The 26,877-nt window shown below is 69.8% G+C and carries 23 protein-coding genes; 9 read left to right on the top strand and 14 right to left on the bottom strand.

Annotated features, from left to right (window positions below; genetic code table 11):
• Positions 1 to 58 precede the first annotated feature (58 nt).
• From ACFO6S_RS09740 to ACFO6S_RS09720, 5 genes are all read right to left on the bottom strand, one after another.
• Entirely contained in the window at positions 59 to 985 is a 927-nt protein-coding gene (locus ACFO6S_RS09740) for a DNA-3-methyladenine glycosylase family protein (RefSeq protein WP_378416409.1), read from the bottom strand.
• A gap of 41 nt (positions 986 to 1,026) precedes the next feature.
• Positions 1,027 to 1,572, bottom strand: a complete 546-nt coding sequence (locus ACFO6S_RS09735) for an NADPH-dependent FMN reductase (protein ID WP_378416408.1) — start codon at positions 1,570 to 1,572, stop codon at positions 1,027 to 1,029.
• Positions 1,573 to 1,674: 102 nt separating this feature from the next.
• Positions 1,675 to 2,451, bottom strand: coding sequence for an SDR family NAD(P)-dependent oxidoreductase (locus ACFO6S_RS09730; RefSeq protein ID WP_378416407.1), 777 nt, complete (start codon positions 2,449 to 2,451; stop codon positions 1,675 to 1,677).
• The gene (locus ACFO6S_RS09725) at positions 2,444 to 3,490 is read right to left on the bottom strand and encodes an alcohol dehydrogenase catalytic domain-containing protein (protein WP_378416405.1); all 1,047 of its coding nucleotides are present in this window, start codon (positions 3,488 to 3,490) and stop codon (positions 2,444 to 2,446) included. The genes ACFO6S_RS09730 and ACFO6S_RS09725 overlap by 8 nt, the downstream gene beginning before the upstream one ends.
• Entirely contained in the window at positions 3,487 to 4,653 is a 1,167-nt protein-coding gene (locus ACFO6S_RS09720; RefSeq protein ID WP_378416403.1) for an LLM class flavin-dependent oxidoreductase, read from the bottom strand. The genes ACFO6S_RS09725 and ACFO6S_RS09720 overlap by 4 nt, the downstream gene beginning before the upstream one ends.
• Positions 4,654 to 4,778: 125 nt before the next feature.
• Between ACFO6S_RS09720 and ACFO6S_RS09715 the strand changes: the two genes are divergently transcribed.
• Positions 4,779 to 5,573: a helix-turn-helix transcriptional regulator gene (locus ACFO6S_RS09715; protein WP_378416401.1), complete on the top strand. Its 795-nt coding sequence runs from the start codon at positions 4,779 to 4,781 to the stop codon at positions 5,571 to 5,573.
• Here the strand turns inward: ACFO6S_RS09715 and ACFO6S_RS09710 are convergent.
• Positions 5,552 to 6,067 (bottom strand): Lrp/AsnC family transcriptional regulator, encoded by a 516-nt coding sequence (locus tag ACFO6S_RS09710; protein ID WP_378416914.1) that lies wholly within the window; start codon positions 6,065 to 6,067, stop codon positions 5,552 to 5,554. The two genes, ACFO6S_RS09715 and ACFO6S_RS09710, sit on opposite strands and share 22 nt — an antisense overlap.
• A gap of 164 nt (positions 6,068 to 6,231) precedes the next feature.
• Between ACFO6S_RS09710 and ACFO6S_RS09705 the strand changes: the two genes are divergently transcribed.
• Both ACFO6S_RS09705 and ACFO6S_RS09700 read left to right on the top strand, forming a co-directional pair.
• The gene (locus tag ACFO6S_RS09705; RefSeq protein ID WP_378416399.1) at positions 6,232 to 9,693 is read left to right on the top strand and encodes an indolepyruvate ferredoxin oxidoreductase family protein; all 3,462 of its coding nucleotides are present in this window, start codon (positions 6,232 to 6,234) and stop codon (positions 9,691 to 9,693) included.
• A gap of 306 nt (positions 9,694 to 9,999) precedes the next feature.
• Positions 10,000 to 10,893 (top strand): amidohydrolase family protein, encoded by an 894-nt coding sequence (locus tag ACFO6S_RS09700; protein WP_378416397.1) that lies wholly within the window; start codon positions 10,000 to 10,002, stop codon positions 10,891 to 10,893.
• Between the two features lie 14 nt (positions 10,894 to 10,907).
• Here the strand turns inward: ACFO6S_RS09700 and ACFO6S_RS09695 are convergent, their stop codons facing one another.
• The 3 genes from ACFO6S_RS09695 to ACFO6S_RS09685 form a co-directional block, all read right to left on the bottom strand.
• The gene (locus ACFO6S_RS09695) at positions 10,908 to 12,449 is read right to left on the bottom strand and encodes an AMP-binding protein (RefSeq protein ID WP_378416395.1); all 1,542 of its coding nucleotides are present in this window, start codon (positions 12,447 to 12,449) and stop codon (positions 10,908 to 10,910) included.
• A gap of 64 nt (positions 12,450 to 12,513) precedes the next feature.
• A complete protein-coding gene (locus tag ACFO6S_RS09690; protein ID WP_378416393.1) occupies positions 12,514 to 13,155 on the bottom strand; it encodes a ribonuclease H family protein in 642 nt (213 codons plus the stop codon).
• Positions 13,156 to 13,223: 68 nt separating this feature from the next.
• On the bottom strand, positions 13,224 to 14,024 hold the full coding sequence (locus tag ACFO6S_RS09685) for a crotonase/enoyl-CoA hydratase family protein (RefSeq protein WP_378416392.1): 801 nt from the start codon (positions 14,022 to 14,024) through the stop codon (positions 13,224 to 13,226).
• 235 nt (positions 14,025 to 14,259) lie between these two features.
• On the opposite strand from ACFO6S_RS09685, the gene ACFO6S_RS09680 reads away from it, so the two are divergent.
• Positions 14,260 to 15,780 carry a flavin-containing monooxygenase gene (locus ACFO6S_RS09680; protein ID WP_378416390.1) on the top strand — a complete coding sequence of 507 codons (1,521 nt, stop codon included), beginning with the start codon at positions 14,260 to 14,262 and terminating at the stop codon, positions 15,778 to 15,780.
• A 31-nt stretch (positions 15,781 to 15,811) separates the two neighbouring features.
• Here the strand turns inward: ACFO6S_RS09680 and ald are convergent, their stop codons facing one another.
• Positions 15,812 to 16,915 carry an alanine dehydrogenase gene (gene ald / locus ACFO6S_RS09675; protein WP_378416389.1) on the bottom strand — a complete coding sequence of 368 codons (1,104 nt, stop codon included), beginning with the start codon at positions 16,913 to 16,915 and terminating at the stop codon, positions 15,812 to 15,814.
• Between the two features lie 125 nt (positions 16,916 to 17,040).
• Here ald and ACFO6S_RS09670 point away from each other — a divergent pair, with 125 nt between their 5' ends.
• Positions 17,041 to 17,556, top strand: coding sequence for an Lrp/AsnC family transcriptional regulator (locus tag ACFO6S_RS09670; RefSeq protein ID WP_378416388.1), 516 nt, complete (start codon positions 17,041 to 17,043; stop codon positions 17,554 to 17,556).
• A gap of 31 nt (positions 17,557 to 17,587) precedes the next feature.
• On the opposite strand, the gene ACFO6S_RS09665 is transcribed toward ACFO6S_RS09670, so the two are convergent.
• On the bottom strand, positions 17,588 to 19,360 hold the full coding sequence (locus ACFO6S_RS09665) for a cholesterol oxidase substrate-binding domain-containing protein (RefSeq protein ID WP_378416386.1): 1,773 nt from the start codon (positions 19,358 to 19,360) through the stop codon (positions 17,588 to 17,590).
• 226 nt (positions 19,361 to 19,586) lie between these two features.
• On the opposite strand from ACFO6S_RS09665, the gene ACFO6S_RS09660 reads away from it, so the two are divergent.
• The 3 genes from ACFO6S_RS09660 (at position 19,587) to ACFO6S_RS09650 (ending at position 23,691) form a co-directional block, all read left to right on the top strand.
• Entirely contained in the window at positions 19,587 to 21,824 is a 2,238-nt protein-coding gene (locus tag ACFO6S_RS09660) for an MMPL family transporter (RefSeq protein WP_378416384.1), read from the top strand.
• Positions 21,825 to 21,915: 91 nt separating this feature from the next.
• Positions 21,916 to 22,575 carry a YdcF family protein gene (locus ACFO6S_RS09655; protein WP_378416383.1) on the top strand — a complete coding sequence of 220 codons (660 nt, stop codon included), beginning with the start codon at positions 21,916 to 21,918 and terminating at the stop codon, positions 22,573 to 22,575.
• Positions 22,576 to 22,683: 108 nt separating this feature from the next.
• Positions 22,684 to 23,691, top strand: coding sequence for an NAD(P)H-dependent glycerol-3-phosphate dehydrogenase (locus tag ACFO6S_RS09650; protein ID WP_378416381.1), 1,008 nt, complete (start codon positions 22,684 to 22,686; stop codon positions 23,689 to 23,691).
• Between the two features lie 120 nt (positions 23,692 to 23,811).
• Here the strand turns inward: ACFO6S_RS09650 and ACFO6S_RS09645 are convergent, their stop codons facing one another.
• Together ACFO6S_RS09645 and ACFO6S_RS09640 are read right to left on the bottom strand one after the other, a co-directional pair.
• Positions 23,812 to 24,579, bottom strand: a complete 768-nt coding sequence (locus ACFO6S_RS09645) for a hypothetical protein (protein ID WP_378416379.1) — start codon at positions 24,577 to 24,579, stop codon at positions 23,812 to 23,814.
• Positions 24,580 to 24,807: 228 nt separating this feature from the next.
• Positions 24,808 to 25,521, bottom strand: coding sequence for a hypothetical protein (locus ACFO6S_RS09640; protein ID WP_378416377.1), 714 nt, complete (start codon positions 25,519 to 25,521; stop codon positions 24,808 to 24,810).
• 282 nt (positions 25,522 to 25,803) lie between these two features.
• Here ACFO6S_RS09640 and ACFO6S_RS09635 point away from each other — a divergent pair, with 282 nt between their 5' ends.
• The gene (locus ACFO6S_RS09635) at positions 25,804 to 26,286 is read left to right on the top strand and encodes a 2-isopropylmalate synthase (protein WP_378416375.1); all 483 of its coding nucleotides are present in this window, start codon (positions 25,804 to 25,806) and stop codon (positions 26,284 to 26,286) included.
• 25 nt (positions 26,287 to 26,311) lie between these two features.
• Here ACFO6S_RS09635 and ACFO6S_RS09630 read toward each other — a convergent pair whose 3' ends face one another.
• The gene (locus ACFO6S_RS09630; RefSeq protein WP_378416912.1) at positions 26,312 to 26,791 is read right to left on the bottom strand and encodes a hypothetical protein; all 480 of its coding nucleotides are present in this window, start codon (positions 26,789 to 26,791) and stop codon (positions 26,312 to 26,314) included.
• Positions 26,792 to 26,877 lie beyond the last annotated feature (86 nt).

The following is a 26,877-nucleotide window of genomic DNA, read 5'->3' as shown; positions in this document are numbered from 1 at the left end:
ACCCGGAACGGAGCTCGATCCGCCGGCCGGCTCGTCCGCGCGGGCGGGCGCCGACCGTTCAGCGGTCCCGGTGATCCGTCACCGGGGTGCGCGGCCCGAACTTGGGTTTGACGGCCTGGCCGCTGACTTCGAGCAACCGGACCACCCGGTACCGGTGCGGCCGGAGCGGCTCGAGGTACTCGACCATCGCCGCGTCGTCGAGCGGTCGACCGAGCAGCGACCAGCCGACCGTCGCCGCGAGGTGGAAGTCGCCGACCGAGAGCGCGTCGGCGTCGCCGAACGCGCGCTGGGCCACCTCGGCCGCGGTCCACTCCCCGATCCCGTCGACCACGCGCAGCCGGGCGAGGGCGGCCGCCGGCGTCATCGCCGCGGCCGCCTCCAGCCGGGACCCGACGGCCGCGGCGGTCACGATGGTCCGGGACCGGCGCGGGTCGACGCCCGCCCGGTGGAACTCCCAGGACGGAATGCGGCGCCACACCTGCGCGGACGGCGGAACCCGCATCCCGTCGGGCGCAGGCCCGGGCGCCGCCGTCCCGTGCGCGGTGACCAGCCGGCGCCAGGACGCCTGCGCGGCGATGCCGTGCACCTTCTGTTCGAGGATCGCGGGCACCAACGCCTCGAACACCCGGCCGGTCCGCGGGATCCGCAGCCCGGGCAGCCGGCGCAGCGCCTCGGCCAGCGTCGGATGCTCCGGCGCGAACCCGGTCGCGTCGTCGTGCTCGCCGAGCAGGTCCGGCAGGGTCGTCGCGAACTCCGCGGCGCCCGCACCCCAGGCCCGGCACGCGACGGAGTGCCGGTCGACCTGGACCAGCCGGTAGCTGACGGGTCCACTGGGCATCAGCGACGTTCGCCAGAGCGCGCCGTCGGGGGTGACCCGGTGGCACGGGTCGCCGCGGCCATGCCCGAGCCGGTCGAGCGTCGCGGTCAACGACAGCGGACGGGGGCTGCGGTGCGTGGTCTCCACGGGGGTGGCGGAGACGGTCATGGCACCACCCTAGGCCCGGTGGAAGTGGACGGGGTGCCCGGTCAGCCTGCGGTGAGCGCCGCGCTCCTCGCCAACGCCGCGAGCGAGCGGCCGATCCCGTCGCGAACGTCGACGTCGGCGATCAGGCCCCGGCCGTCGATCATCGACGGCACCACGGGCAGGTGCACGCACGCCTCGTCGACCACCGCCGCACCGGTGTAGTTCAGCACCAGCCGCAGCGACGCATGGGCGTTGGCCGCCCCGGTGGCGTTGGCAGAGACGTTGATCCATGCGGTCGGCTTGTCGCAGATCTCGACTCCGCCGACGGTCCAGTCGAGCAGGTTCTTGAACGAACCCGGCAGTGCGCCAGCGTATTCGGGCGTGCAGATCAGCAGTCCCGCCGCGTCGGCGATCCGTCGACGCAGGTCGGACACGGCGGGCGGCAGCGGATCTCTGTCCTCGTCCGGGTTGAAGTGCGGCAGCTGCGCCATGCCGTCGTACGGCACACCACGGAATCCGTCCGGCACGAGCGCGCCTGCGGTCCGCAGCAGGGCAGAGTTGCTCGAGCTGCCGCGCAGGCTCCCCGTCAGCAACAGGATGTCGGGCATGGCCACGTCTCCCCTGAGCGTGATGATTGTGCGTTGTGGCGCAATAGTTTCCGCAGCCCTGCCGCGCGACGACACCCGGCCGTCGCGCGGCTGAGCCGTCGGTCAGCCGGCGAAGATGCTGAGGTCCGGGTAGCCCGACAGCTCCCAGCCGCCGTCCACCATCAGCGACGTTCCCGTCACGTACTCGGCGTCGTCACTGGCCAGGTACAGGCACGGTCCGGCGATCTGTTCCGGCGTCGCGGCCTTGGCCAGCGGGATCATCGCCAGGAACTGCTCGCGCAGCGGCTCGTAGCCCATCACCCCCGCCACCAGCGGGGTGTCCACCAGGCCCGGCAGCACCGTGTTGACCCGGATGCCGTGCCGCGCCAGCTCCAGGGCCGCGTTCTTGGAGAACGCCTCCACCCCCGCCTTGCCCGTCACGTACGGGCTGCCGCCGAACATCGGCACGTGCGCGTTGAGCGAGGACACGTTGACGATGGCGCCGCCCCGCTCCCGCATGTGCCGGGCCTCGTGCTTGGTGCACAGGAACACGCCCTTCTGCACCAGGTCGACGGTGAAGTCCCAGTCCGCCTCCGCCAGGTCGACGATCGGGCCACCCCGCGCGGCGCCGGCCACGTTGAACGCGAGGTCGAGTCCGCCGAACCTCTCCACCGCCGTCCCGACCGCCGCCTCGACCTCCGCCTCGGCGGTCACGTCCGCGACGGCGGGGACGAACGCGGCACCGAGCGTGCTCGCCAGCTCGTCCAGGCCGCCCACCGACACGTCGATGCCGACGACCTTGGCGCCCTCCGCCACCAGCCGGGTCGCGATCGCGGCCCCGATTCCGGACGCCGCCCCGGTGACGACCGCAGTCTTGCCTGCGAATCGGCTCTCACTCATCTCCGCCTACCTCCACGAGTACCTTCATCCGTCGTCCGGCCGCGGCATCGGCCACACCCTCGAGCACGTCCGCCAGCGGCACCCGCTCGACCCATCCGTCGAGCGGGTACGCACCCGCCGCCATCCGCTCGATGACCGTCGCGACCTCGTCGCGACTGTAGGCCAGCGACGACATCACCCGCGCCTCGGAGAACATCAGCGCGTACGTGTTGAGCGGGACCTGCTCCTTGTAGGTGGCCAGCAGCACCACCGACCCGCGGGCCCGGACCGACGCCAGCGCGGTCTCGACGGCGACGGCGACCCCGGCGCACTCGAACACCATGTCGGCGCCGAGGCCGTCGGTCCGCTCGTGCACGGCGGTCCGGACGTCCACCGAAAGTGGGTCCACCACAGCCAGTCCCAGTCCCTCGACGATCGCCCGCCGCGTCGCTGAGGCCTCCGAGACCAGGATCCGCTCGACGCCGCTCGAGCGCAGGTTGAGCGCCGTCCCGATTCCGATCGGGCCGCCGCCGATCACCAGCGCGAACTGCCCCGGCCGCGGCTGCGCCAGCGTCACCGCGTGGTGGGTGACGGCCAGCGGCTCCACCAGCGCGGCCTGCTCGAGGCTCACCTCGTCCGGGAGCACGTGCACGTTGGCCGCGGGTACCGCGGTGAACTCCGAGAGCCCGCCGCCGTCGGCGGTCAACCCGTGGAAGGCGACGATCTCGCACAGGTGCTCGAGCCCGTCCCGGCACCGTGCGCACCGTCCGCAATGGTAATTCGGTTGCACCACAACCCGATTACCCACCACAATCCCGTCGACACCGGCACCGGTCTCGACGACCACACCGGAGAACTCGTGCCCGAGCACCTGCGGCCCGTGCGCCCCGGTGAGCGGGTGCGCCACCGCGGAGACACCGAAGGAGTGAATGACGCCGAGGTCTGACCCGCAGATCCCGTTGTACGCAACCCGGATCAGGACGAATCCGTCCGGGACCGCAGGCGTCGGGATGTCCTCGACCCGCAGGTCGCCGATTCCGTGCAGCACCGCGGCCCTCACGACGTGGCCGCCAGTTCGTCGTTGTACTTCTTCGTCATGTGCTCGATGGCGTCGAGCTGTGCCTTGCTGTGGCGCTCGTGGCTCTGGCCTGCGCGGTCCGCGGCGTCGTAGAGCGGCTGCGACTGCCCCTGGAAGTGCGGGGCGACCTGGTTCGCGATCAACTCGAACGAGCGTCGGGTCGCCGCGGGGTTCGCCCAGTCGGTCGCCATCATCAGCATCGAGCCGAATCCACCGGTCTGCTCCTGCAGCCGACCGATCAGCTCCCGGGCCTGGTCCGGGGTGCCGATGATGCCCATGCCCGAGTCGTTCATGTACTCGATCATCATGTCCATGCTCGCGCCCCCGGACCCGAAGTGCGGGAAAGCTGCTGTCTTGCCGAAGTATTCGACCCATGCGCCGAGTCCGTAGCGCACGTCCTCGCGCGCCTGCTCGAGGGTCTCCGCGATGTGCATCGGGCACACCAGCCGCCACTGGTCACGGTCGACCGTCGTGCCGAAGGCCTCCGCCCGCTCGGTCATGATGCCGAAGTGCTTGCCCAACGCGTCGTAGCCGTCGGGGCTCATCGTCGCACCGATCGAGAGCAGGCCGAGTCCGTGCTTGCCTGCCAGTCGCGGACCGGTCGGCGAGGCGACGCCTGCCACCACGATGTCGAACCGCGGGTGCGAGTACGGCCGCAGCTGGAGCTGGGCGTCGACGAGGGTGTGGGTGCGGGTCGTCGCGGTGACGCTCTCCCCGTCGAGCAGGCGGACCACGATGTCCAGGTGCTCCTCGAGCAGTTCCCGGCACTCGGTGGGGTCCAGGCCGATCATCGACGAGTCGGTGGGCAGCGAGCCCGGCCCGACGCCGAGCATCACCCGGCCGCGAGTGAGGTGGTCCAGCAACACCATCCGGTCCGCCACCCACAGCGGGTTGTGATAGCTCAACGACGTGACGCCCGTCCCCAGCTTGATCCGCTTGGTCCGCTCGGCGGCCGCCGCGATGAAGATCTCCGGCGAACCGATGATCTCGCTGCCCGCGGAGTGGTGCTCACCGATCCACACCTCGTCGAAGTCGAGGCGGTCGAGGTGTTCCACCAGCTCCAGGTCCCGTTGCAGGGCGACCGTCGGGTTCTGCCCGATCACGTGGTGCGGCGCGAGGAATGCACCGAAACGAAGTCTGCTCATCGTGATTCCCTTGCTCGGTTCGGCCGAATGTCGGCCTGCCAGACGTTAGATTTCGGGGGAGAAGCGGACAAGTCCTCTTTGGTGGACAGTTGCCTGTCCGCGGCCCTGATCGGAGGACAGCAACGGTGGCCGACAACGCGTCCGATGTCGCCCTGACCACCCGCGACTACGAGCGGGTCTTCGGCGTGCTCGAGGCCTGTGCGCCGACCCGCACGGTGGACCAGTTCCGCGAGCAAGTCGTCGACGCGATGGTCGCGACGTTCCCCGTGAAACATGCGACCTGCTTCATCGGACAGACCTTCGCGTCGCAGTTCACCGACTCCGCCGCCGCCGCTCCCCACGTGGACTCCTGGGAGCGGGTGCGGGCCGTCTACCACCGGCAGTGGGTGGGCCAGGACATCTTCTCCACCCCGCAGGCCCGCCGGACGCTCGAGCACACCGGCGCCGCCTCGCTGCGGGAGATGCACCATCTCCCCGACGCGGCGGCGCGCTACGTCCGCGACTACCTGTACTCCCAGAACATGCACTCGGCGAGCGCCCTGCACCTGGAGATGCCGGGCGGCGGACACGCACTCGTCGGGTTGTTCGACACCGACGAGCACGCAATCGGCCCACGGGACCTGGCCGCCCTGCGGCTGCTCAGCCGTCAGCTCTCGGTGCTGACCCGGGGACTGGCCACCACCGCCACCCCCGACCCGGTGCTCGCCGTCCTGCCCCGCCGGCAGCGCGAGGTGGCCCGGCTGGTCGCCGACGGGCTGAGCAACGCCGCCATCGGGTCGTTGCTCTCGCTCACCGAGGACAGCGTCAAGAAGTACGTCAGCAGGATCCTCGCGGCCACCGGTCACGGCTCGCGCACCGGACTGGCACTGGCCGTGCTGCGCGAGCTCGGGCACCCGGCTCAGCCGTCCTCGCCCCGGTAGGCCGCCGCCGACCGGCCGTGCCCCGACTCGCGGGTGAGGTGGTCGAGCAGCGGCTGGGTGCGGTACCGGACCGGCGTCGTCAGGGCCAGCGTGGTGGTGGTGTGCGCGACGCCGCGCAGCCCGAGAATCCGCTCGAGCACGTGCAGCAACTCCTCGTGCGACGGCGCCGCGATCCGGATCAACAGATCCTCGCGTCCGGTGGTGGTGTGCACCTCGAGCACCTCCGGCACGCCGCGCAGCGCCTCGACCACATCCCGGATGCGGCCCTGTTCGGTCTCGGCACCCACGAAGGCCTGCACCGAGAGCCCCAGCGCGGGCAGGTCCACCTCGGGCCGGTACCCGGCGACCACGCCGCTCTCCTCCAGCCTGCGCATCCGCGACTGAACGGTGTTGCGCGCGACGCCGAGCCGGGACGCCAGGTCCATGATCTGGGCCCGCGGGTCCGCCGTGAGCAGTTCCAGCAGTGCGGCGTCGAGCCGGTCGATGCTGATCACCACGGCGACCTCCCTCATGTGTCGTGCGTCACAACTGATCGTAGCGCGTAGCTCGACAGCGAGTTGTTGACGGCCGCGACACCCGGGCGAACTATTGCTGCACCCCTTGCTCTAGAGATTGCGCACAGCTTCACAAAGGCGCCGCGCAGGAACGGTGGCAGACCATGACCGAACTGGTGGAACGCGAAGACCAGGCGCAGCCCTACGACCTCGGCGACCGCTACCGCTCGGGCGCCGGACCGGTGCTGCTGACCGGTGTGCAGGCCATCGCCCGTCAGCTCGTCGAGCAGCACGTCCGCGACATCCGCGCCGGCCGACGCGTCGCCACCTTCGTCTCCGGCTACCAGGGCAGCCCGCTCGGCGGCGTCGACAAGATGCTGCACGGCATGCCCCAGGTGCTGGCCGAGCACGACATCACCTTCGTCCCCGGCTTCAACGAGGAGCTGGCCGCGACTGCGGTCTGGGGCAGCCAGGCGACGCTGCCGGCAGGCACCGCGACGCACGACGGCGTCGTGGGCGTCTGGTACGGCAAGGGACCCGGCCTCGACCGGGCCACCGACGCGCTGCGGCACGCGAACATGTACGGCGTCAATCCCAACGGCGGCGTGCTGCTGCTGGTCGGCGACGACCCGGCCTCCAAGTCCTCGACCGTGCCCGCCGTCAGCGAACGCTCGCTCGCCGCGCTCGGCATCCCGGTCCTGTTCCCGCGCAATGCCGAAGAGATGATCACCATGGGCCTGCACGGCGTGGCACTCTCCCGCGCCTCCGGCTGCCTGGTCGCGCTCAAGGTCGTCGCCGACGTCGCCGACGGCGCCTGGACCGTCGACGGCGACGTGTCGCGGCTGGACATCACCGTGCCCCAGATCGAATGGGAGGGAAGGCCGTTCGTGTACCGGCAGCGGCCGATGGCGGTACCGACGGACAGCGTGATCGCGGAGGCGGACCTGTACGGACCGCGGCTGGCCGTCGTGCACGCCTACGGCGCCGCGAACGACCTCGACGTGATCGAGGTCGACCCGTCCGGCGCCCGGATCGGCCTCGCCGCCACCGGCACCACCTACGACTCGCTGCGTCAGGCCCTGCTCGACCTCGGCGTGGACGAGGCCGCCCTGCACCGCGCCGGCATCCGACTGCTGCGCATCGGCATGCCGACTCCCCTCGGCGCCCGGAAGGTCACGGAGTTCGCGGCCGGCCTCGACCAGCTGATCGTGGTCGAGGACAAGACGGCCTTCATCGAGACCCAGATCCGCGAGATCCTCTACGGCACCGAGCACACCCCGCAGATCCTCGGCAAACGCGACGCCACCGGCCGGCCGCTGATGCCCGTCGACGGCGAGCTCACCGCCGGACGCCTGCTCGGGCCGCTCCGCCGGGTGCTGCGCGACCGCGTGGCACTGAAGAAGGCTCTGCCGCCGCAACTCTCGCTCGAGGTGCTCACCGCTAAGCGGACCCCGTACTTCTGCAGCGGTTGCCCGCACAACCGGTCCACCGCAATCCCCGAGGGATCGATCGGCGGCGGCGGCATCGGCTGCCACACCCTGGTCACGATGTCCGGCCGTGAGGACAGCGCGGTGACCGGCCTGACCCAGATGGGCGGCGAGGGCAGTCAGTGGATCGGCCAGGCGCCGTTCACCGACGTGCCGCACCTGTTCCAGAACGTCGGTGACGGCACCTTCTTCCACTCGGGTCAGCTCGCGGTGCAGGCGTGCATCGCGGCGGGGGTGAACATCACCTACAAGCTGCTCTACAACGACGTGGTCGCAATGACCGGCGCGCAGGACGCCGAGGGCGCGCTCACGGTCGCCGCGCTCACCCACAAGCTCACCACCGAGGGCGTCAAGAAGATCATCATCTGCGCGGACGAACCCAAGCGGCACAACAAGCGTGCACTCGCCAAGGGCACCACGCTCTGGCACCGTGACCGCCTCGACGAGGCGCAGAAGCTGCTACGCGAGGTCGAGGGCGTCACCGTGCTGATCTACGACCAGCACTGCGCGGCCGACGCCAGGCGCCAGCGCAAGCGCGGCACCCTGCCGACCCGAAACACCCGCGTGGTGATCAACGAGGCGGTCTGCGAGGGCTGTGGTGACTGCGGCGTGAAGTCGAACTGCCTGTCGGTGCAGCCGGTGGACACCGAGTTCGGGCGCAAGACCCGCATCGACCAGACCTCCTGCAACACCGACTACAGCTGCCTGGACGGGGACTGCCCCTCCTTCGTGACCGTCGAACTGGTGCCCGGCAAGACCAAGCCCGCCCGCACCGCGACGCCGGTCCCGCCCTCCTGCCTCGACCCCGAGCGCGGCCCGTTGACCGACACCCAGAACGTCTTCCTGGCGGGGATCGGCGGCACCGGCATCGTCACCGTCAACCAGGTGCTGGCGACCGCCGCACTGCGGGCCGGCCTGCAGGTCGAGAGCCTCGACCAGATCGGCATGAGCCAGAAGGCCGGCCCGGTGGTCTCCCACCTCCGCTTCTGCGCGGGCGAACTCGAACCGGCCAACCGACTCACCCCCGGCAGCGCCGACTGCATCGTCGCGTTCGACCTGCTCACCGCGACGGACGACAAGAACCTCGGCTACGGCGACGCCGCCGCCACCGTGTCGATCGCCTCGACCAGCCAGTCACCGACCGGCGACATGGTCTACGACAAGTCCGTCCGCTACCCGGACGAGGCGCTGCTGCTCGCCCGGCTCGGCTCGGTGTCGGGATCGCTGCGATCCTTCGACGCCCTGGCCGCGGCCCAGGAACTGTTCGGCGACACCGCGGCGGCGAACTTCCTGCTGATCGGCGCCGCCTTCCAGTCGGGTGGGCTGCGGCTGCCCGCCGCCGCGATCGAGGAGGCCATCGGCATCAACGGCGTGGCGGTCGACGCCAACGTCGCGGCGTTCCGGTGGGGCCGGGTCGCAATCGCCGACCCCGACGCCTTCGCTGCGGCCGCCCGGCCGGCACGCGGCACCCGCGCCGAGGCCACGGCCCCGGCGCAACTGTTCACCGACACCACCCTGGGCGGCGAGGTCCGCCGACTGGTCGAGCTGCGGGCCGCGCAGCTGATTGAGTTCCAGAACGTCGCGGCGGCACGGAGTTACGTCGATGCGGTGCAGTCGGTGTGGGCGGCCGAACGCGCCGTGACCGAGCGAACCGACTTCTCCGAGTCGGTGGCCCGGGGACTGTTCAAGTTCACCGCGTACAAGGACGAGTACGAGGTGGCCCGGATGCTGGTGGACCCGGGCTTCCTCGCCGACGTCGCCGCCCAGGTGCCGGGCGGCGAGAACCTGACGTACAAGTTGCACCCGCCGGCGCTGCGGGCAGTGGGACGGAAGAAGAAGATCGGCCTCGGGCCGAAGTCGCATGTCGCGCTGAAGCTCCTGGCCAAGGGCAAGGTCCTGCGCGGCACCCGCCTCGACCCGTTCGGCTACGCCCACGTCCGACGGGTGGAACGAGAACTGTTGGCGCACTACCGCGTGACCGTGCGCGAGCTGGCGGCCGAGCTGACCGCGGAGTCCTACGCCCGCGCGGCGGCGGTCGCCGCCCTGCCCGACCTGGTGCGCGGGTACGAGTCCGTCAAGCTCGGCAACGTCGAGGTGTACCGGGAGAAGCTGGCGGAGTTCGGCATCGACCTGCCATGACGTTCCGACGCCGAACGGGCGGTTACCGGGGAGGCCACTCGGCCGTCGTCCCGGCAATCGCCCGTTCGGGGTTCAGCGTGCGGTCAGCTCCCGAAGGGAAGGGTGCCAGGCGCGATCGTGTATCCGCTGCTGCCCGCGGAAACGCCGCCGACCGCGCCGAGGACCAGGTTGACCAAGTTCGTGATCATTGAATGCCTTTCAGAGATTGAGGAATGCGCCTGTCGGCGCCACAGCCAAGGTAAGCACGGCGGCCCGTCCTGTCGACCGGCCCGGCGGCGGGACGGCACGACGTGACATGGTGAGTCGATGAGCGACGTGGACAACCGGCAGGCAGACGTGGACGCGGTGACCGCCTTCCTGCGGGACCGGAACCTGCCGGGAATCATCGACGTGCACACCCACTTCATGCCGAAGTCGGTAATGGACAAGGTGTGGGCGTACTTCGACTCGGCCGGGCCACTGACCGGGATGGAATGGCCGATTCGGTACCGGCTAGAGGAGGACGCGCGGCTGGACCGGCTGCGGGCCTACGGGGTCCGCGCCTTCACCTCGATGATCTACCCGCACAAGCCCGACATGGCCGCCTGGCTGAACCAGTGGGCCGTCGAGTTCGCCGCCCGGAACCCGGACTGCCTGCACACCTCCACCTTCTACCCGGAGCCGTCCGCGCCGGAATACGTCGCCGCCGCGCTCGACGCCGGGACCCGGGTGTTCAAGTCGCACATCCAGGTCGGCGACTACGAACCCAACGACCCGCTGCTCGACCGCGTGTGGGGACTGCTCGAGGACGTCGGCACCCCGATCGTCATCCACTGCGGCTCCGGTCCGGCTCCCGGCCGGTTCACCGGGCCCGGGCCGATCGCCGCCCTGCTCGCCCGGTACCCGCGACTGCGGCTGGTGATCGCGCACATGGGCATGCCGGAGTACTCGGAGTTCCTCGACCTCGCCGACCGCCACGAGCGGCTGTACCTCGACACCACCATGGCGTTCACCGACTTCATCAACGACGCCGCGCCGCTGCCCGCGCCGGAACTGGAGCGACTGCGCGCCCTCGGGGACCGGATCCTGTTCGGCAGCGACTTCCCGAACATCCCGTATCCGTACGCACACTCCCTGGAGGCGGTGGACCGGCTCGGACTCGGTGACGAGTGGGTCCGCGGGGTGTGCCACGACAACGCCGCCGCGCTGTTCGGGCTCTGACCCGAACGTCCGCGCTACGTCGTCGGCAGGTACCGAGCGCGCAGCGCGTGCTTGACCAGTTTGCCGGTCGGGGTGCGTGGCAGGTCGTCGGTGAAGTCGATGCTCCTCGGAGCCTTGAAGTGTGAGACCCGTTCGCGGACGTAGTCGAGCAGTTCGCGTTCGAGTTCCGGACTGGGTTCGATCCCGGGCTCGAGCGCGACCACCGCCTTGACCTCCTCGCCCATCTCCGGGTTCGGCACCCCGATCACCGCGACGTCGTAGACCTTCGGGTGCAGCGTCAACACGTTCTCGGACTCCTGTGGATAGATGTTGACGCCGCCGGAGATGATCGTGAAGGCCAGCCGGTCCGTGAGGTAGAGGAAGCGATCCGCGTCGATGTGCCCGATGTCGCCGCTCGTGGTCCAGGTCGGATGGTCCGGGTGGGTCGCCTCGTCGGTCTTGGCCGCGTCGTTGTGGTACTCGAAGGGCCGCTCGTCACGCTCCCACCAGACGGTGCCGGTCTCGCCGGTCGGCAGCTCGACGCCTGCCTCGTCGCAGATGTGCACGGTCCCCACAACACCGTCGCGCCCAACGGATCCGGGCTTCGCGAGCGCCTGCGCGCTGTCGATGAACGTGGCACCCGAGCCCTCGGTGGAGGCGTAGTACTCGTAGAGCACCGGACCCCACCAGTCGATCATCGCGCTCTTCACCTCGGGCTGACACGGGGCCGCCGCGTGGACGGCGCAGCGCAGGCTGGACACGTCGTAGGAGTCACGAACCTCCTTGGGCAGCTTCAGCATCCGAACGAACATCGTCGGTACCCACTGACTGTGCGTGACCCGGTGGCGCTGGATCAGCTCCAGCGCACGTTCGGCGTCGAACCGGTCCATCAGCACCACGGTCCCACCCACCGAGGTGATGGTCCCGCAAAAACGCAGTGGCGCTGCATGATAGAGCGGCGCCGGACAGAGGTACACGGTGTCCTCCGCGAAGCCGTACATGGGCGCGAACACCGCCGTGTACGGGTCCATGGTCTCGTCGACCTGCCCCTCGGGCAGCTTCGGCTTGATGCCCTTCGGGCGACCCGTCGTCCCGGACGAGTACAACATGTCCTGACCTCGCGGCTGGTCGACCAGTGGAGACGCGTCGAAACGAGCCAAAGCCTGTTCGTAGTCATCGAATCCGGCCACCGGACCCCCGTACACGAGGCGGTGTCCGACGAGCGGAAGACCGGCGGTGCCGACGCCGGTGGCCACGGCCGCGTCGGCCGACGCGATCAACACCCGGGCGCCACAGTCCTCGACCACGTACACGGCCTCAGCCGCGGTCAGGTGCCAGTTGACCACCGTGATGTACAGGCCGGACCTGAGCGCCGCCCAGTACACCTCCAGCACCCGCAGGTCGTTGCTCGACACCAGGGCGATGTGATCGCCCGGCCGTAGCCCTGCCGCCCGCAGGTACTTGGCGAGTCGGGTCGAACGCTCGTCGAGTTGGCGATAGGTGAGCTGTTCGCCGGTGGCCGGCCTGATGATCGCGGCCTTGTCCGGCGCGGTGGAGACGAAGTTCCCAGGAAACACGAGCGGCTCCTCGCTGTTAACGACGGTTCCGCCACTGTCTACCCCAGAACGGGTCCACCCACGCCTAGAACAGGGTGAGCGCGCCTTCGGGGGCGGGAATGTCGAACAGCATCGGCTCAGACTCGACCGGCGCCGCGGGGACACGCTTCGGCCTGGCGGTGACGGCGCGGGTGCGGGTACGCGAGACCGTCTTCGCCGGGGTGGAGGCGCCCGCCTCGGTGACTCCGGCGCCCGCGCCGACAGGTACCGGCTTCGGCACGACGGCTCGCGCCGGCTTCGCGGCGATCGCGCGGGCTGCCTCACCGGCCAGCCGGTCGGCCTCCTCGTTGTAGTGGTTGCCGACGTGCCCGCGGACCCACCGGAAGCGCACCGGGCCGGTCCGCACGTCGATGGCCTCCTCGATGCCCCGAACCAGGTCGAGGTTCTTGACCGGCTCGCCGGACGAGGTCCGCCAGCCGTTCCGCTTCCACCCCGACACCCACTCGGAGGCGCACTTGATGGCGTACTGGGAGTCGGATTCGATCAGCATCGGCTCGTCGCCGGGATGGGCCTTGATCGCCTCGAGCACGGCCCGCAACTCGGCAACCTGGTTGGTGCCCGAGTGCTCGCCACCCGAGCGGCTCGGGCCCAAGTGATTGACCCACGCCCAGCCGATAGCACCACCGGGATTGCGCAGGCAGGAGCCGTCCGTGCTGACGATGATCACGGTGAGACACCATACGACTATCCGCCGACAAATGCCGCAACCGAGGTCACAGCGCTCCGCCGGCGCCGCTACTCCCCGGTGAACTCCGGCGGCCGGCGCTCGAGCATCGCCGCAACCGCCTCCCGGTGGTCGCGAGTGTGGTGCGCCAGCGCCTGCATCGACGCCGACAACTCGAGCAGGCTCTCGAGGCTCTGGTGCTGGCCCTCCCGGAGCAGCTTCTTGGTCATCCGGAGCGCCTGCGGCGGGTTCACCGCCACCCGACGCGCCAGCTCGTAGGCGGCAGGCAGCAGCCGCTCGGGCTCGACCACCTGGGACACCAGGCCCCAGTCGAGCGCGGTCGCGGCGTCGACGGCGTCGCCGGTGAAGGCCATCTCCGCGGCCCGCGCCGCCCCCACCGCCCGCGGCAGGAACCAGGCGCCGCCGTCGCCCGGCACGATGCCGAGCCGCACGAAGCTCTCGGCGAACGTCGCCGCCGTCGACGCAATACGCATGTCACACATCAATGCCAGGTCACAGCCGGCGCCGACGGCAGGCCCGTTGACCGCCGCAATGACCGGCACCTCGCAGTGGAACAGCGCCCTCGGGATCCGCTGGATCCCGTGCCGGTAGCCGTTGCGCAGCTCGGCGGACGTGCCCGCGAACATGCCGGTCCGGTCGCGCATGTGCTTGACGTTGCCGCCCGACGAGAACGACGGTCCCGACCCGGTGAGCACCACCACACGCGCGGTGCGGTCGGTGTTCACCGCGTCGACAGCGGACTCGAGGGCCGCCACCATGTCGGGTTCGGAGATCACGTTGCGCGTCTCCGGACGGTTCAGCGTCCAGGTGAGGATGTCGCCGTCGCGTTGCACGGTCAGCGCCTCGGTCATCAGCCGCTCCTTCGCAGTCGGAGGCCAGGATAGGCCGTGACCAACCACGAGTGAACGGTCACACGCGACGATTCGCCGACCGACGACTTTCGTACGGGATACCCGCTGGTAGAGCGTTCGCCGGTCGAGCAACGGAGAGTGGACAATTCGCCCATGCACACAAATCGAAATTGGCCCAACCAGCGACGTTCATGATACCCAGGGAGGTACGGACAACTAATAAAGGGAGAAAGAATTGACGCCAAGGATCGCGATTTTGGGAGCCGGACCGAGTGGCCTCGCACAGCTGAGAGCATTCGAGTCGGCACGAAATTCAGGTCCGGGGCCGATGCCCGACATTGTGTGTTACGAAAAGCAGCGCGACTGGGGCGGCATGTGGAACTACACATGGCGCACCGGGCTCGACGAAAACGGCGAACCCGTGCACGCCAGCATGTACCGGTACCTGTGGTCGAACGGCCCCAAGGAGTGCCTGGAGTTCGCCGACTACTCCTTCGAGGAGCACTTCGGTCGTCCGATTCCCTCGTACCCGCCGCGCGCCGTCCTACAGAACTACGTCATGGGCCGCGTCGAGAAGTCCGACGTCCGCAAGTACATCCGGTTCAACACCGCGGTGCGCTGGGTGAGCTACAGCGAGCAGACCGAGAAGTTCACCGTCACCGTCATGGACCACGACCGCGGGGCCCTCGAGTCCAGCGAGTTCGACCATGTCATCGTCGCGACCGGCCACTTCTCGACACCGAACGTGCCGGAGTTCGACGGCCTGGAACAGTTCCCCGGCCGCGTCCTGCACGCACACGACTTCCGGGACGCGCGCGAGTTCGCCGGGAAGCGACTGCTCCTCGTCGGGGCCAGCTACTCCGCCGAGGACATCGGGACCCAGTGCCACAAGTACGGCGCCAGTGAGGTCACCTTCAGCTACCGTTCGAACCCGCTCGGCCATGCCTGGCCCGAGGGCTTCTCCGAGGTGCCCCTGGTCACCGGGATCGACGGAAATGTCGCCAGCTTCCAGGACGGCAGCACCCGCGAGGTGGACGCGATCGTGCTGTGCACCGGGTACCAGCACCACTTCCCGTTCCTGCCGGACGAACTGACGCTGCGGACCAACAACCGCCTGTACCCGCGCGAGATCTACAAGGGCATCTTCTTCCTGGACAACCCCAGGCTCATGTACCTGGGCATGCAGGACCAGTACTTCACATTCAACATGTTCGACGCGCAGGCCTGGTACGCCCGCGATGTAATTCTCGGCCGAATCACGCTACCCGACAGGAAAACTCAGGACCTCGACGTCGACAATTGGCGCGGACGCGAAGAGCGGCTGGCATCCGCGGCGGACGAAATCGATTTCCAGGCGGCCTACATTCGAGATCTGGTCGACCGGACCGACTACCCGGAATTCCATGTCGAGAAGCAGGGTGAGCTTTTCAAGCAGTGGAAGCTCGACAAGAAAAAAGACATCATGGGATACCGGAACCGCAGTTACGCTTCCACCCTCACCGGCACCATTTCTCCACCGCTGCACGACGACTGGATGAATATCCTCGACGACTCATTCGAGTCTTTTCTCGAGAACGACTTCTCGACGCGGCCGTCGACGGTGCCGCCCGCGATGCCGCCCACGCGCCGCCGCACGGCCGAGGAGGTCACGCTGCCGCGTCCGGCCGCGCGACCGGTCGGCGTCAAGGTCGTCCGGCAGCCGCCGGCCCCACGCGCCGCGGCGGGCGCCCCTCGGTCCGGGACCCGCAGCACCTAGCGCCGGCCGCCCGGTTCGTGCCGGGACGCCGTCAGGCCGCCCGCTGCGCCCGATAACCGTGGGCGTTGGCGACCGCTTCCGAGAGCAGCACCCCGTCGTGGGTACTCAGCCCCGCCGCCAGCGACGGGTCGGCGGCGGTGGCGCGGCGCCAGCCCTGGTCGGCCAGCGCGACGACGTACGGCATCGTCGCGTTGGTCAACGCCAGGGTGGAGGTGCGCGGCACCGCCCCCGGCATGTTCGCCACGCAGTAGAACACCGACTCGTGGACACGGTAGGTCGGCGCGTCGTGGGTCGTCGGTCGAGTGTCCTCGAAGCAGCCGCCCTGGTCGACGGCGACGTCGACCAGCACCGAACCGGGCCGCATGCGGGCGACCAGCTCGTTGCCCACCAAGCGCGGCGCCCGCGCGCCCGGCACCAGGACGGCGCCGATCACCAGGTCCGAGCCGAGCACCGCGCGCTCGACTTCGAGCTGGTTCGAGACGATCGTCCGTACCCGACCGCGGTAGCGGTCGTCGATCTCGTGCAGCCGGGTGGGGTTGAGGTCGAGCACCGTGACAGAGGCGTGCATCCCGACCGCGATGGCCGCCGCGTTCTGACCTGCGACACCGCCGCCAAGGACGGTCACCTGCGCGGGGCTCACCCCGGGCACCCCGCCCATCAGCACGCCGCGCCCGCCGGCGCTGCTCATCAGGTGGTAGGCCCCCACCTGCGCGGAGAGCCGGCCGGCGACCTCGCTCATCGGGGCGAGCAGCGGCAGCGTCCCGTCCGGGGTCTGGACGGTCTCGTAGGCGATCGCCGTGGTCCCCGCCGCCAGCAGCGCGTCGGTGCACTCCCTCGACGCCGCCAGGTGCAGGTAGGTGAACAGCACCTGGTCCGCGCGCAGTCGCGAATACTCCTGTGCCACCGGCTCCTTCACCTTCAGCAACAACTCACCCGCCGCCCACACCTCGTCGGCGTCGTCGAGCACCTGCGCGCCGGCGTCGGAGTAGTCCCGGTCGGTGAAGGTCGAGCCGACACCGGCGCCTGCCTCGACGAACACCCGGTGCCCACGGGTGACCAGTTCGTGAACTCCCCCGGGTGTGAGCGCCACCCGGTACTCGTGGCGCTTGACCTCGCGGGGGACTGCGATCCTCATGACGGCTCCTTCAGGGGTGGGAGGGGCTGGTTTCATCTCGACGAGCGCGATCGGCGCTGATCAAAGTATGAATTTCCATTGGTTCCACGCCTAGAAATCCGCTGGATATTCTCTAGAATCGGTGTATGAATCGGGAATCTTCGGCCATGCCGGGCTCTCGTGGCCCGCGACCGAACGATGTTCGGCAGGTCCGGCTCGACGAGGTGGACCACGCGCTGCTCGCCCAGCTCACCCGCGACGCGCGCACGCCCAACAACGCGCTCGCCGAGCTGGCCGGGATCGCGCCGTCGACCTGCCTGGCCCGGGTCCGCTCACTCGTCGAGCGGGGCGTGATCCGCGGGTTCCATGCAGACGTCGACCCCGCGGCTCTCGGCCGCGACCTGGAGGCGATGATCGCGGTCCGGCTGCGCGCCGACGCCCGCCCGCACATGGCCCGGTTCGCCGAGCGGATGTCCGCAACGCCGGAAGTGCTCGACGTCTACTTCATCGCCGGCGCCGACGACTACCTCCTGCACGTGGCGATGCGGGACACCGCCGCGTTGCGGGACTTCGTGCTCGATCACCTCTCGGCCCGGCCGGACGTCGCCGCGACCGAGACCACGCTGGTCTTCGAGCACATCCGGCCCCGCCCTCGCGAGTAGTGGCCCGGCGCCGATGCCGGGCCACTTCGCCTCACGGAAGAAGCTTGTCCAGCAAGGGGTTCGAGAAGACCCGGTGCGGATCGTGCGCGTTGTACGCCGCGCGTGCGGAGTCCCAGTTGTCGCCGGACGGGACGCCGGCACGGAAGGTCTCCGGGATGACCGACTCGATCGTCGGCTGATCCACGAACCCGGCCTCGTCGGTGAACGCCCACCCCTTGGCCCACTCCGGCCGGAAGGTGGCGTAGTCGCCGCGGTAGTTCGCCCGCATGAACTGCTCCATCTCGCGGAAGTACGCGGCCTGACCGGGCGTGCCCGGGACGCCGACCACGTTCATCCAGATCGCCGTGTCCCACTCCGGATGGTCCGGCCGCGGACGGAGCGCCGAGATGGTCGGCGGGCCAGCACTTTCCACCATGACTTCGGACTGGTCGTCGAGTCCGCAGAGGCGCACCTCGAACGGGCCGTTGATCGGGTACCGGCCCTCGGACTGGAGTTGGCGCTGACGCGCGTGGTGCCAGGTGGTGAACTCGTTGATCACCCGCGCGATGTTCGCCCGGCTGGTGATCACCACGCCGCCGCCCGCGTTCATCCGCACGGTGGTGGCCCGCAGGTAGAACATCACGTCCTTGGACCAACCCCACAGATCCGCGCCATCGGTGGCGGCCAGTCCGGTCTGGAAGACGCCCAGTTGGGTCTTGCCGAACAGCGGGGTGACCGCACCGGTACCGTCGAGGATCTGGGCGAGCAGATCGGTGACCGGCTTCGAAATCGTGTCGGCGTACGGGTAGTTGTACGGACCGGTCACCTCGCGTGACTGCGGCGGCTTGGTCGGGGTGGGCGTCCACACCTTGAGGTACGGGGTCTGCGTGAAGGGGAACCAAATCGCCTCGGCACGGCCCGACTTCGCGATGTAGCTCTCGAAGGTGCGGCCCGGTGTGCCCGCCGGGGCGAACAACTCCTGCCACGGAATGTCGACGATCGACTCGCAGCGCATCCGGTAGTTCGGCCCGGCCTGCAGCGTCACGGAGGTGAGGAACGACCTACCGAGGTGGGTGAGCAGCGGGCGGATGCCTGCGTCCGCGCGGGTGAAGTCCCGGAGCCGGTACTGCCGCGAGCCCTCGTCCCACACCACCGCCGTGAGCGCGGTGATCAGGTTGCTCAGCGTGCCGAACGACGCTCCGGGGAGCGCGGTTTCGCCGTCCGCAGGCAACGTTGCACCGTGGGCGTTGATCGCGAGCACGCCCGCGATGGAGAGCTCGCCGATGGCCGGCGAGTTGGCCCAGCCGAGACCGTGATCCTGCAACCGGCCGAGGATCTCGCCGAGGCTGGCACCCGCGTCTGCCGTGACCGTCGCCGGACTGCCGCCGGGGCTCACTTCGATCGAGTTCAGCCTGGCCATGGTGTCCACCAGCACGACCCGATCGACGTCCTGCCCGGGCACCAGGGTCAGCGGACTCCAACCGTGCATGGTGCCGCGGGGCCGCAGCCGGTATCCGTTCGCACACGCCCAGTTCGCGAGTCGGACCACGTCGTGGGCGTCGCGCGGCGTGGCGGTCCACACCTCGTCGAAGACAATCTCGCGAGCCCAGTTCTCGTAGCCCTGCTGGACGAGCGGGATGTCGTCGGGAAACGCCTGCGGCACCGGCAACGTGGACTCGGGGTCGTCCGAGGACAGCGCCCGGGCGGGTGTCCAGGCCAGCGCGGTGAGGGCGGTGGCCCCCGCCGCCGCCGTCAGGAAGCCGCGCCGGGACAGGCCTCCCGCGCGGCCAACGGCCCGCGCTGCGTCGGCGCCATGATCTTCCATCGAATTTCTACCCTTCCGTGGAGTGGATGGCGCCCGCCGTGCCCGACTCCCGTCGAACGACGGACGCGGCAACAAGGTAGAACATGTTCCCGACACAATGTCGGTAAATGGCAAACCTCCGCCGAATTCCGTTCCCGCACGCCCTGGATTCAAGTTTCGCGGCGCGTCCGAGCGTGGTCTACTGAAGCGCGTTGACCTCCGCCGTTGAGCGCATTCGAGGACACACATGACCGAAACCGATCCCGGCATCGAGACCGCCCCGGCCGCACCGCCGCGCCCTCGGCGTGGCTGGCCGGTGGTCGCGGTCATCGTCCTCGCCGCGCTGGCATTCCTGCTCGGCGGTGCCGGCGGCGCATTCCAGGGCAAGCTCACCGAGGTCCAGAAGAACGACAATGCGTCGTACCTGCCCGCGTCGGCCGAGTCCACGAAGGTCGCCGACGAGGCCGCGAAGTTCGTCACCGTCACGACCGTCCCGGGGTTCGTCGTCTTCCAGCGCGACGACGGGCCGCTGACCGCGGCCGACCGGGAGGCCGTCGCACGGGCCGCCACCGAGGTCGCCGGCGTGGACGGCGTCGACAAGTCGAGCATGACGCCGGTCCAGTTCTCGGCCGACGGCACCACCGCCGCGCTGTTCGTCCCGCTGGCCGCAACCGATACCGACGGCACCGCCGTCAACGGCGAGGCTCTCGCCCGGACCGAGCAGGCCGTCATGGACACCGCGACCGCCGCGACCGCCGACACCGGCCTGGTGGTGCTGCCCGCGGGCTCCGGCGGGCTGCTCGTCGCACTGATCGACGCCTTCGCCGGCATCGACGGCGCCCTGCTCGGCGCCGCGCTGCTGGTGGTGGTGCTGATCCTGCTGGTCGTCTACCGCTCACCGGTGCTGTGGTTCTTCCCGATCCTGTCCGCGGTGCTCGCGCTCGGCCTCTCCTCGATGGCCGTCTACTTCCTCGCCGAGCACGAGGTGATCACGCTGACCGGGCAGAGCCAGGGCATTCTCTCGGTGCTGGTGCTCGGCGCGGGCACCGACTACGCGCTGCTGCTCATCTCCCGCTACCGGGAGGAACTGCACCGGTACCCGAACCGGTTCGACGCGATGATCCGGGCCTGGCGTGAGTCCGCCGGCGCCATCAGCGCGTCCGCCCTGACCGTGATCCTCGGCCTGCTCTGCCTGACGTTCTCCCAACTGAATTCCAACAAGGGCCTCGGCCCCGTCGCGGCGATCGGAATCGGCTGTACCTACCTGGTGATGATGACGTTCCTTCCGGTGTTCCTGGCCGTCGCGGGACGATGGGTGTTCTGGCCCCGGATTCCCCGTGTCGACCATGCCGCGGACCTCGCGACGCACGGCATGTGGGGACGGATCGCCGAGGTGGTCGGTCGACGCGACCGGCCCGCGTGGATCGGCGCCACCGCGTTGCTCGTCGTGCTGTTCGCGGTCGGGATCGGCAGCCTGAGCACCGACGGGCTCACCACCACAGAGAACTTCACCAACACCCCCGACGCCGTGGCGGGACAGCGGATCTACGACGCCAAGTTCGACCCCGGAACCGGGGCGCCCGCGGTGATCACCACCAACGTGGCCCAGCTGGACCAGGTGATGGACGCGGCCGGCCGGGTCGACGGCGTCGCGACCGCGCCCGGGTCGGTGTGCGTGCAGGTGGACTACTCGAAGCTCGCCGCCCTGACCCAGCTCTCCGGCGGCCAACTGCCGCGGCAGGCCCAACCCGGCTGCCCGCCTTCGACACTCACGGTGGCGCCGATCGACGGCCGTACCGTCGTCAACGTCACCCTCGCGGACGCCTACGACTCCCCGCAGGCACTGGAGACCGTCAAACGCCTGCGGGCGGCCGTGCACGGCGTCGCCGGGGCCGACGCCCAGGTGGGCGGCACGTCCGCCGCAACCCTGGACGTGCAGGCCGCCTCGGTCCACGACCGCAACCTGATCATCCCGATCGTGCTCGCCGTGATCTTCGTGGTGCTGGCCGTCCTGCTGCGGGCGCTGCTGGCGCCGCTGATCCTCATCGCCACCGTGGTGCTGTCCTTCGCCGCCACCCTCGGCGTGTGCGGCTTCATGTTCACCCACGTGTTCCACTTCGCGGGTGCCGACCAGTCGTTCCCGTTGTTCGCCTTCGTGTTTCTCGTCGCGCTCGGCATCGACTACAACATCTTCCTGATGACGCGGGTCCGCGAGGAGTCGCTCGGCCACGGCACCCGGGAAGGCGTGCTGCGCGGACTCGCCGTCACCGGCGGGGTGATCACCTCGGCAGGCATCGTGCTGGCCGCGACCTTCGCCGTGCTCGGCGTGCTGCCCCTGGTGTTCCTGGCGGAGGTCGGGTTCGCCGTCGCGTTCGGGGTTCTGCTCGACACCATCGTGGTGCGCAGCATCCTGGTACCCGCGCTCTCCCACGACATCGGCCGGGCCATCTGGTGGCCGTCGGCGCTGGCACGATCCCGACACTGAGCGTGGCCACCGAGCAAATGCGGGTTCGCTGAGGCACACTCGCATGCGGACTGTCAGCCCGCCCACATCCCTCGGTTTCAGTAGGAGTGCCATGTCGACACGTTCACGCTCACGTCAGATTCGTCGGGTTCTCGTCGGTGCGCTGCTCGTCGCGGCCGCCGCGACGGCGGTTCCCGCGACCGCCCAGGCCGCGTCCTCGGTGGACCCGCTGCTGTCGCCGACCACGCTGGTGAACGGCGCGCTCTCCACATTCGGCGGATGCCAGTCGCCGGTGCGCGAGGTGATCCTCGTGTGCACCCGACTGGAGACCCTGACCACGCAGTCGCCGGTGGCCCTGGCGCTGAACCCGGTCGGCACCAACATCGTCGTGCTCGGCGCCGGGCTGTTCCCGAACGGGACCATCCGACCGGTGCTCGAATCCCGTCTGCGGGCGGCACAGCTACTCGCCCAGCAGTTCCCGTTCTCGCCGATCATCGTCAGCGGCGGGGTGCCCCAGTCCGGGGTCACCGAGGCCCGCGCGATGCGTGACTGGCTGGTCGCCAACGGCATCGGGGCGGACCGGATCACCGAGGAGGGCACCTCGCGCTCCACGGTCGAGAACGCACAGAACACCAACCGGATCCTGGCCCAGCGCGGCGCCGCCGGCGCCGTCGTGGTGACCTCGCCGGACCATCTGCAGCGCGCCATGGTCGACTTCCGGGTCGCGGTCGCGGGACGGATCCCGATCGCCGGTGTGGTCGCCCCCTTCTGAGGACGCGAGGACACCGGTGAGTTCGCAGAAACCCGCACCGGGCTCGGCGCCGCGGTGGGATCCTGACCTGATGACGGTACGAGTCGACCGCTCGCAGGGTGATCGCTGATGTCGCGGCCGGTACGGGTGGTCGTGCTGGGCGCCGGGTCCTGGGGCACGACGGTGGCCGGCCTCGCCGCCCACAACACCCCGACGCTGCTGTGGGCCAGGGGCTCCGACACGGCGGACGAGATCAACACCGACCGCCGCAACTCCCGCTACCTCGGCGACCGTGTGCTGCCGCCCGACCTGCGGGCCACCGACGACCTCACCGAGGCCGCCCGCGAGGCCGACGTGCTGGTCGTCGGGGTGCCCTCGCACGCGGTGCGCAGCACCCTGAACGAGATCAGGAACGACGTCCGCGCCTGGGTGCCCGTGCTCTCGCTCGCCAAGGGCCTCGAACCCGGCACCCGGCAGCGCCCCACCGAGGTGATCGCCGAATGCCTGCCCGGGCATCCAGTCGGGCTGCTGGCCGGCCCGAACATCGCCCGGGAGATCGCCGACGGCATGGCGGCCGCGGCCGTCGTCGCCACCCAGGACGAGCGGGTGGCCACCGCGCTGCAGCCGTTGTTCGCCTCGTCCGTCTTCCGGGTCTACCGCAACACCGATGTGCTCGGCTGCGAGCTCGGCGGGGTACTGAAGAACATCGTCGCCATCGCGTCGGGGATGGCGGACGGCCTTGGTGTCGGCGACAACACCCGCGCCATGGTGCTCGCGCGGGGTCTCGCCGAGATGACCCGACTGGGCGAGGCGATGGGCGCGGACCCGCGAACCTTCGCCGGGCTCACCGGCGTCGGCGACCTCATCGCCACCTGCATGAGCCCCGCCTCCCGCAACCGACGGGTCGGCGAGTCGCTCGCCAGGGGACTGACCGTCGAGCAGGCAGTCGCCGAACTCGGTCAGGTCGCCGAAGGCGTGAAGACCGCACCGACCGTGATGGAACTGGCCCGCGACTTCGACGTGGAGATGCCGATCGCCGCGGAGGTCGAGGCGGTCGTGGCCGGTCGTCGCACCCCCGCGGACGCCTACCGCGGACTGCGCAAGGTCGCGCCTGGGGGCGAGCACGAGATGGCGTGAGCTCCGGCCGAGGTTGCGCCCTCCGCGGGCTCGAACACGCTTCTGCCGTGCACAACTCGCACGACGCACAGGGCCGCACCGGGGATTCCCGGTGCGGCCCTCACTGCGTCGAGCGACGAATTAGCTGGCGCTCTTGAACGTCTTGCCGATCACGTCGGCCACGAACTGGCTCGGATCGTTGATGATCGCGGAACCAGCGGAACCGTTGCCGTCCGAGGAACCCAGCCCGAGCTCGGCCGAACCGGACGCGATGCCCTCACCGAGGCTGGCGTCACGAATGGTGACGAACACGCCCATCGGGTTCCAGCCCCGGCTGGTGAAGAAGGTCAGGACGTCGAAGGAAAGTCCGCTGTCGAGCGCGCTGCCGACCGTCGCTTCGGAGGGCACCCGGTAGGTGGCCTCGAAGGTGAGCGTCTTCGTGCCGATCAGGGAGACCGGCCAGCCGACCGGGTTCGAGACCCGGATGTAGTTCTCTGCGGCGTTGACCTCGGGCGTGACCTCCACGTCCTTCTGGCCTGCCACGGTCCACATGTTGACCTTCGCGCTGCCCTCGACGTACTCGAAGCCGGCCGGGTGAACGTCCTTGATCTTGGTGATGGGGCGGTCCAGGCCGCTGGCGACCGTGAACGTGGTCCGGTAGGTCACCTTCTGACCGGGCGCCGCGGTGCCGTCACCGACGACCTCCTTGGTCACCGAGATGTTGGACTCGGTCTGGGTGACCGAGTGCGGCGCCTGCTCGACCGGCGCAGTGGTGCCGGGGGATCCGGCGTTGCCGAGGTCGGCGGACCCGGCGGCGGCTGCGGTACCGACACCGGCGGCCACGCCGCCGACGATCAGGGCCGAGGCGGCGACGACGGATGCGAAGCGGCGCATCGAATGACGATTCATTGGAGATCTCCAGAGAATGGGGGCACGGGGGGGGGCAACCAGCCGACTGGGACCGACCCGGCAGTAGTCCTGCCGACAGTCGAGTGGCGCCCATTCTTAACATGAACGACCGTCCAACATGAGCAGTTCGCCGTGCATTGGCCTCCCGCACTCCTGGCCGCCGGGGTGCTGAGACGACAAGGGCCGCCCGGGAGTTCTCCCGGGCGGCCCTCGATTAGATGCCGAAAGCTAGCTGGCGCTCTTGATCACGCTTCCGATGATGCTGCCGATGAAGCCGGCCGGATCGGTGATGACGGCCGAGCCCGCCGAGCCCGAGCCGCCCTCGGTGTCGGCGGAACCGAAGCCGAGGTCGGCGGATCCGCCGGTCGCGCCCTCGACGATGTTCTTGTTGCGAATCGTGACGGTGGCCATCTCCTCGCACTTGTTGTCACCGAGGACCGCTGCGGCGAATCCGGCGCCGACCGGCAGCTCCGACCCGACCTTGGCGTCCTTGGGCGCGAGGTAGTCGGCCTCGAAGGTCAGCGTCTTGTTGTCGGTCGTCGAGACGGACCAGGCGGCACCGTTGGACACCGAGACGGAATTGCCGGCGGCGTCGACAGCCGGGTCCACGGACTCCGTCTTCTGGCCGAGGCCGAGGAGATGCCAGGCATCGAGGGTGGCGGACTTGTTCACATAGGAGAAGCCCTCCGGATGGATGTCGGTGACCTTGGTGATCAGGCGGTCGATCCCGGAGCTGACGGAGTAGACCGTGCGGATGCGAACCTTGCCGCCCGGCGCCACCTCGCCCCCGTTGAGCACCTTCTTCGCGACGGTGACGTTCTTGACCGTGCAGGAGCCCTCGGGCTTCGCCGCTGCGGTTCCGGCTCCCAGGGACATGCCACCGGCAACCAGGGCGGCTGCGGCGACGACGGATGCGGTGCGGCGGATCATCGGGCGAGACATTCAGATCTCCATTCGGCTGACACTCGGAACTTGTCATGGTAAGACACCCGTCCGGTCTGTTTGCCGCCGGGTAGCTAACCGTCCGCCCGGCGACCGGGGCAGTCCGCCCGCCGCTGGATCGAAGGGGGTTGCACCGGGTCGCGATCAGGACTAGGTTCGGTGCCCATGAAGCGCATTCTCGTAGTTCGCCGCCGTAGCGGGGTCTGATTCGGACCGACCCCTCGCTGCGGGTCGTTGAGCTACGCGTTGGTCCTCCCTTTTTCACCCAGGAAGACCCGGACCATGAACACACACCGCGCATTCATTCCTCATCCCACCGCCATCGCGGACGATCCGTTCGCCCAGCAATTCGGCACTCCGCTGCCCCGCGCCATGCGGGACGAGGCCCTCGGCATGACCTGGCAGGCCTTCTCGAACAGCTACTCACCCACCAACGGGCCGATCCGATTCGGCCGCTGGTCCGCGCTGAGCCTGGGTGCCGGGCGCAGCGAGTTCAAGGCCACCCTCGGCCTCGGCAACGCCATCGCGCCGGCCACCGCAATCGCCTGCGGCCCCGTCGCCGCGCTCACCGCGATGCTGTACGACGCCGGGTTCGCGCTGGAGATCCTGGAGTTCCACCAGCAGTCGCTCCCCGACGGCCGCACCGTGACTTTCCTTCGGTGCGAGCACGCCGGCCGTCGGCACTGGGCATTCGGGATCGCGGGCACCGCCACCGACTCCTCGGTCCGGGCGATGATCGCCGGGGCGAACCTGCTGCACGGCTGAGCGAGTCGGCTCGGCCCAGGTCCGGTCAGGGCATTTCGACGGTCTCGGCGCGGGCGATCTCGCCGATCGCCCGCAGGAGGTATTCGCGCGCAGGCTCTTTGGCGGCCGCGAGGAGGTCCGCGAGGACCAGTACCGCGCCGCGGACGAAGGCGACGGCGCCGATGCGGCGGGCGTCCTCCTCGGGGTCCGACACCCCGAGCGAGCCGGTCAGCACCACGGCCAGCACCGCGGGTTCGAGGCCGGGCACCCACGCCACCGCGGAGCGCGCGCACCGCTCGAGGACCGCCTGGACGTCGTCGCCGGTCAACCCGTCCGGGTGCAGCCGCTCGAGCACCTCACGGATCATCGCGGAGTGGACCGCACCGACCTGCTCGAAGTCCAGCCCACCGAGGCGGCCGGCCTGCTCCTCGAACGCCTCCGGGTCCTGCGCCACGACGGCCGCGACCGCCAGCTCGGTGGCATCGGCAATTGTCCGGGCCGCGACGGGCCAGGCCTGGGGCCACACGGGGCTTTTCACCGTCCTGACTCTACGGACACCCGACCCCCTCGACGGATCCCGCCCACACCCCTAGGCTGACGGCCCCGGACCCG

Source organism: Rhodococcus kronopolitis (genome assembly GCF_042654025.1).
Classification (GTDB): Bacteria; Actinomycetota; Actinomycetes; order Mycobacteriales; family Mycobacteriaceae; genus Rhodococcus_G; species Rhodococcus_G kronopolitis.
This window is presented reverse-complemented; position numbering and strand designations above follow the sequence as displayed.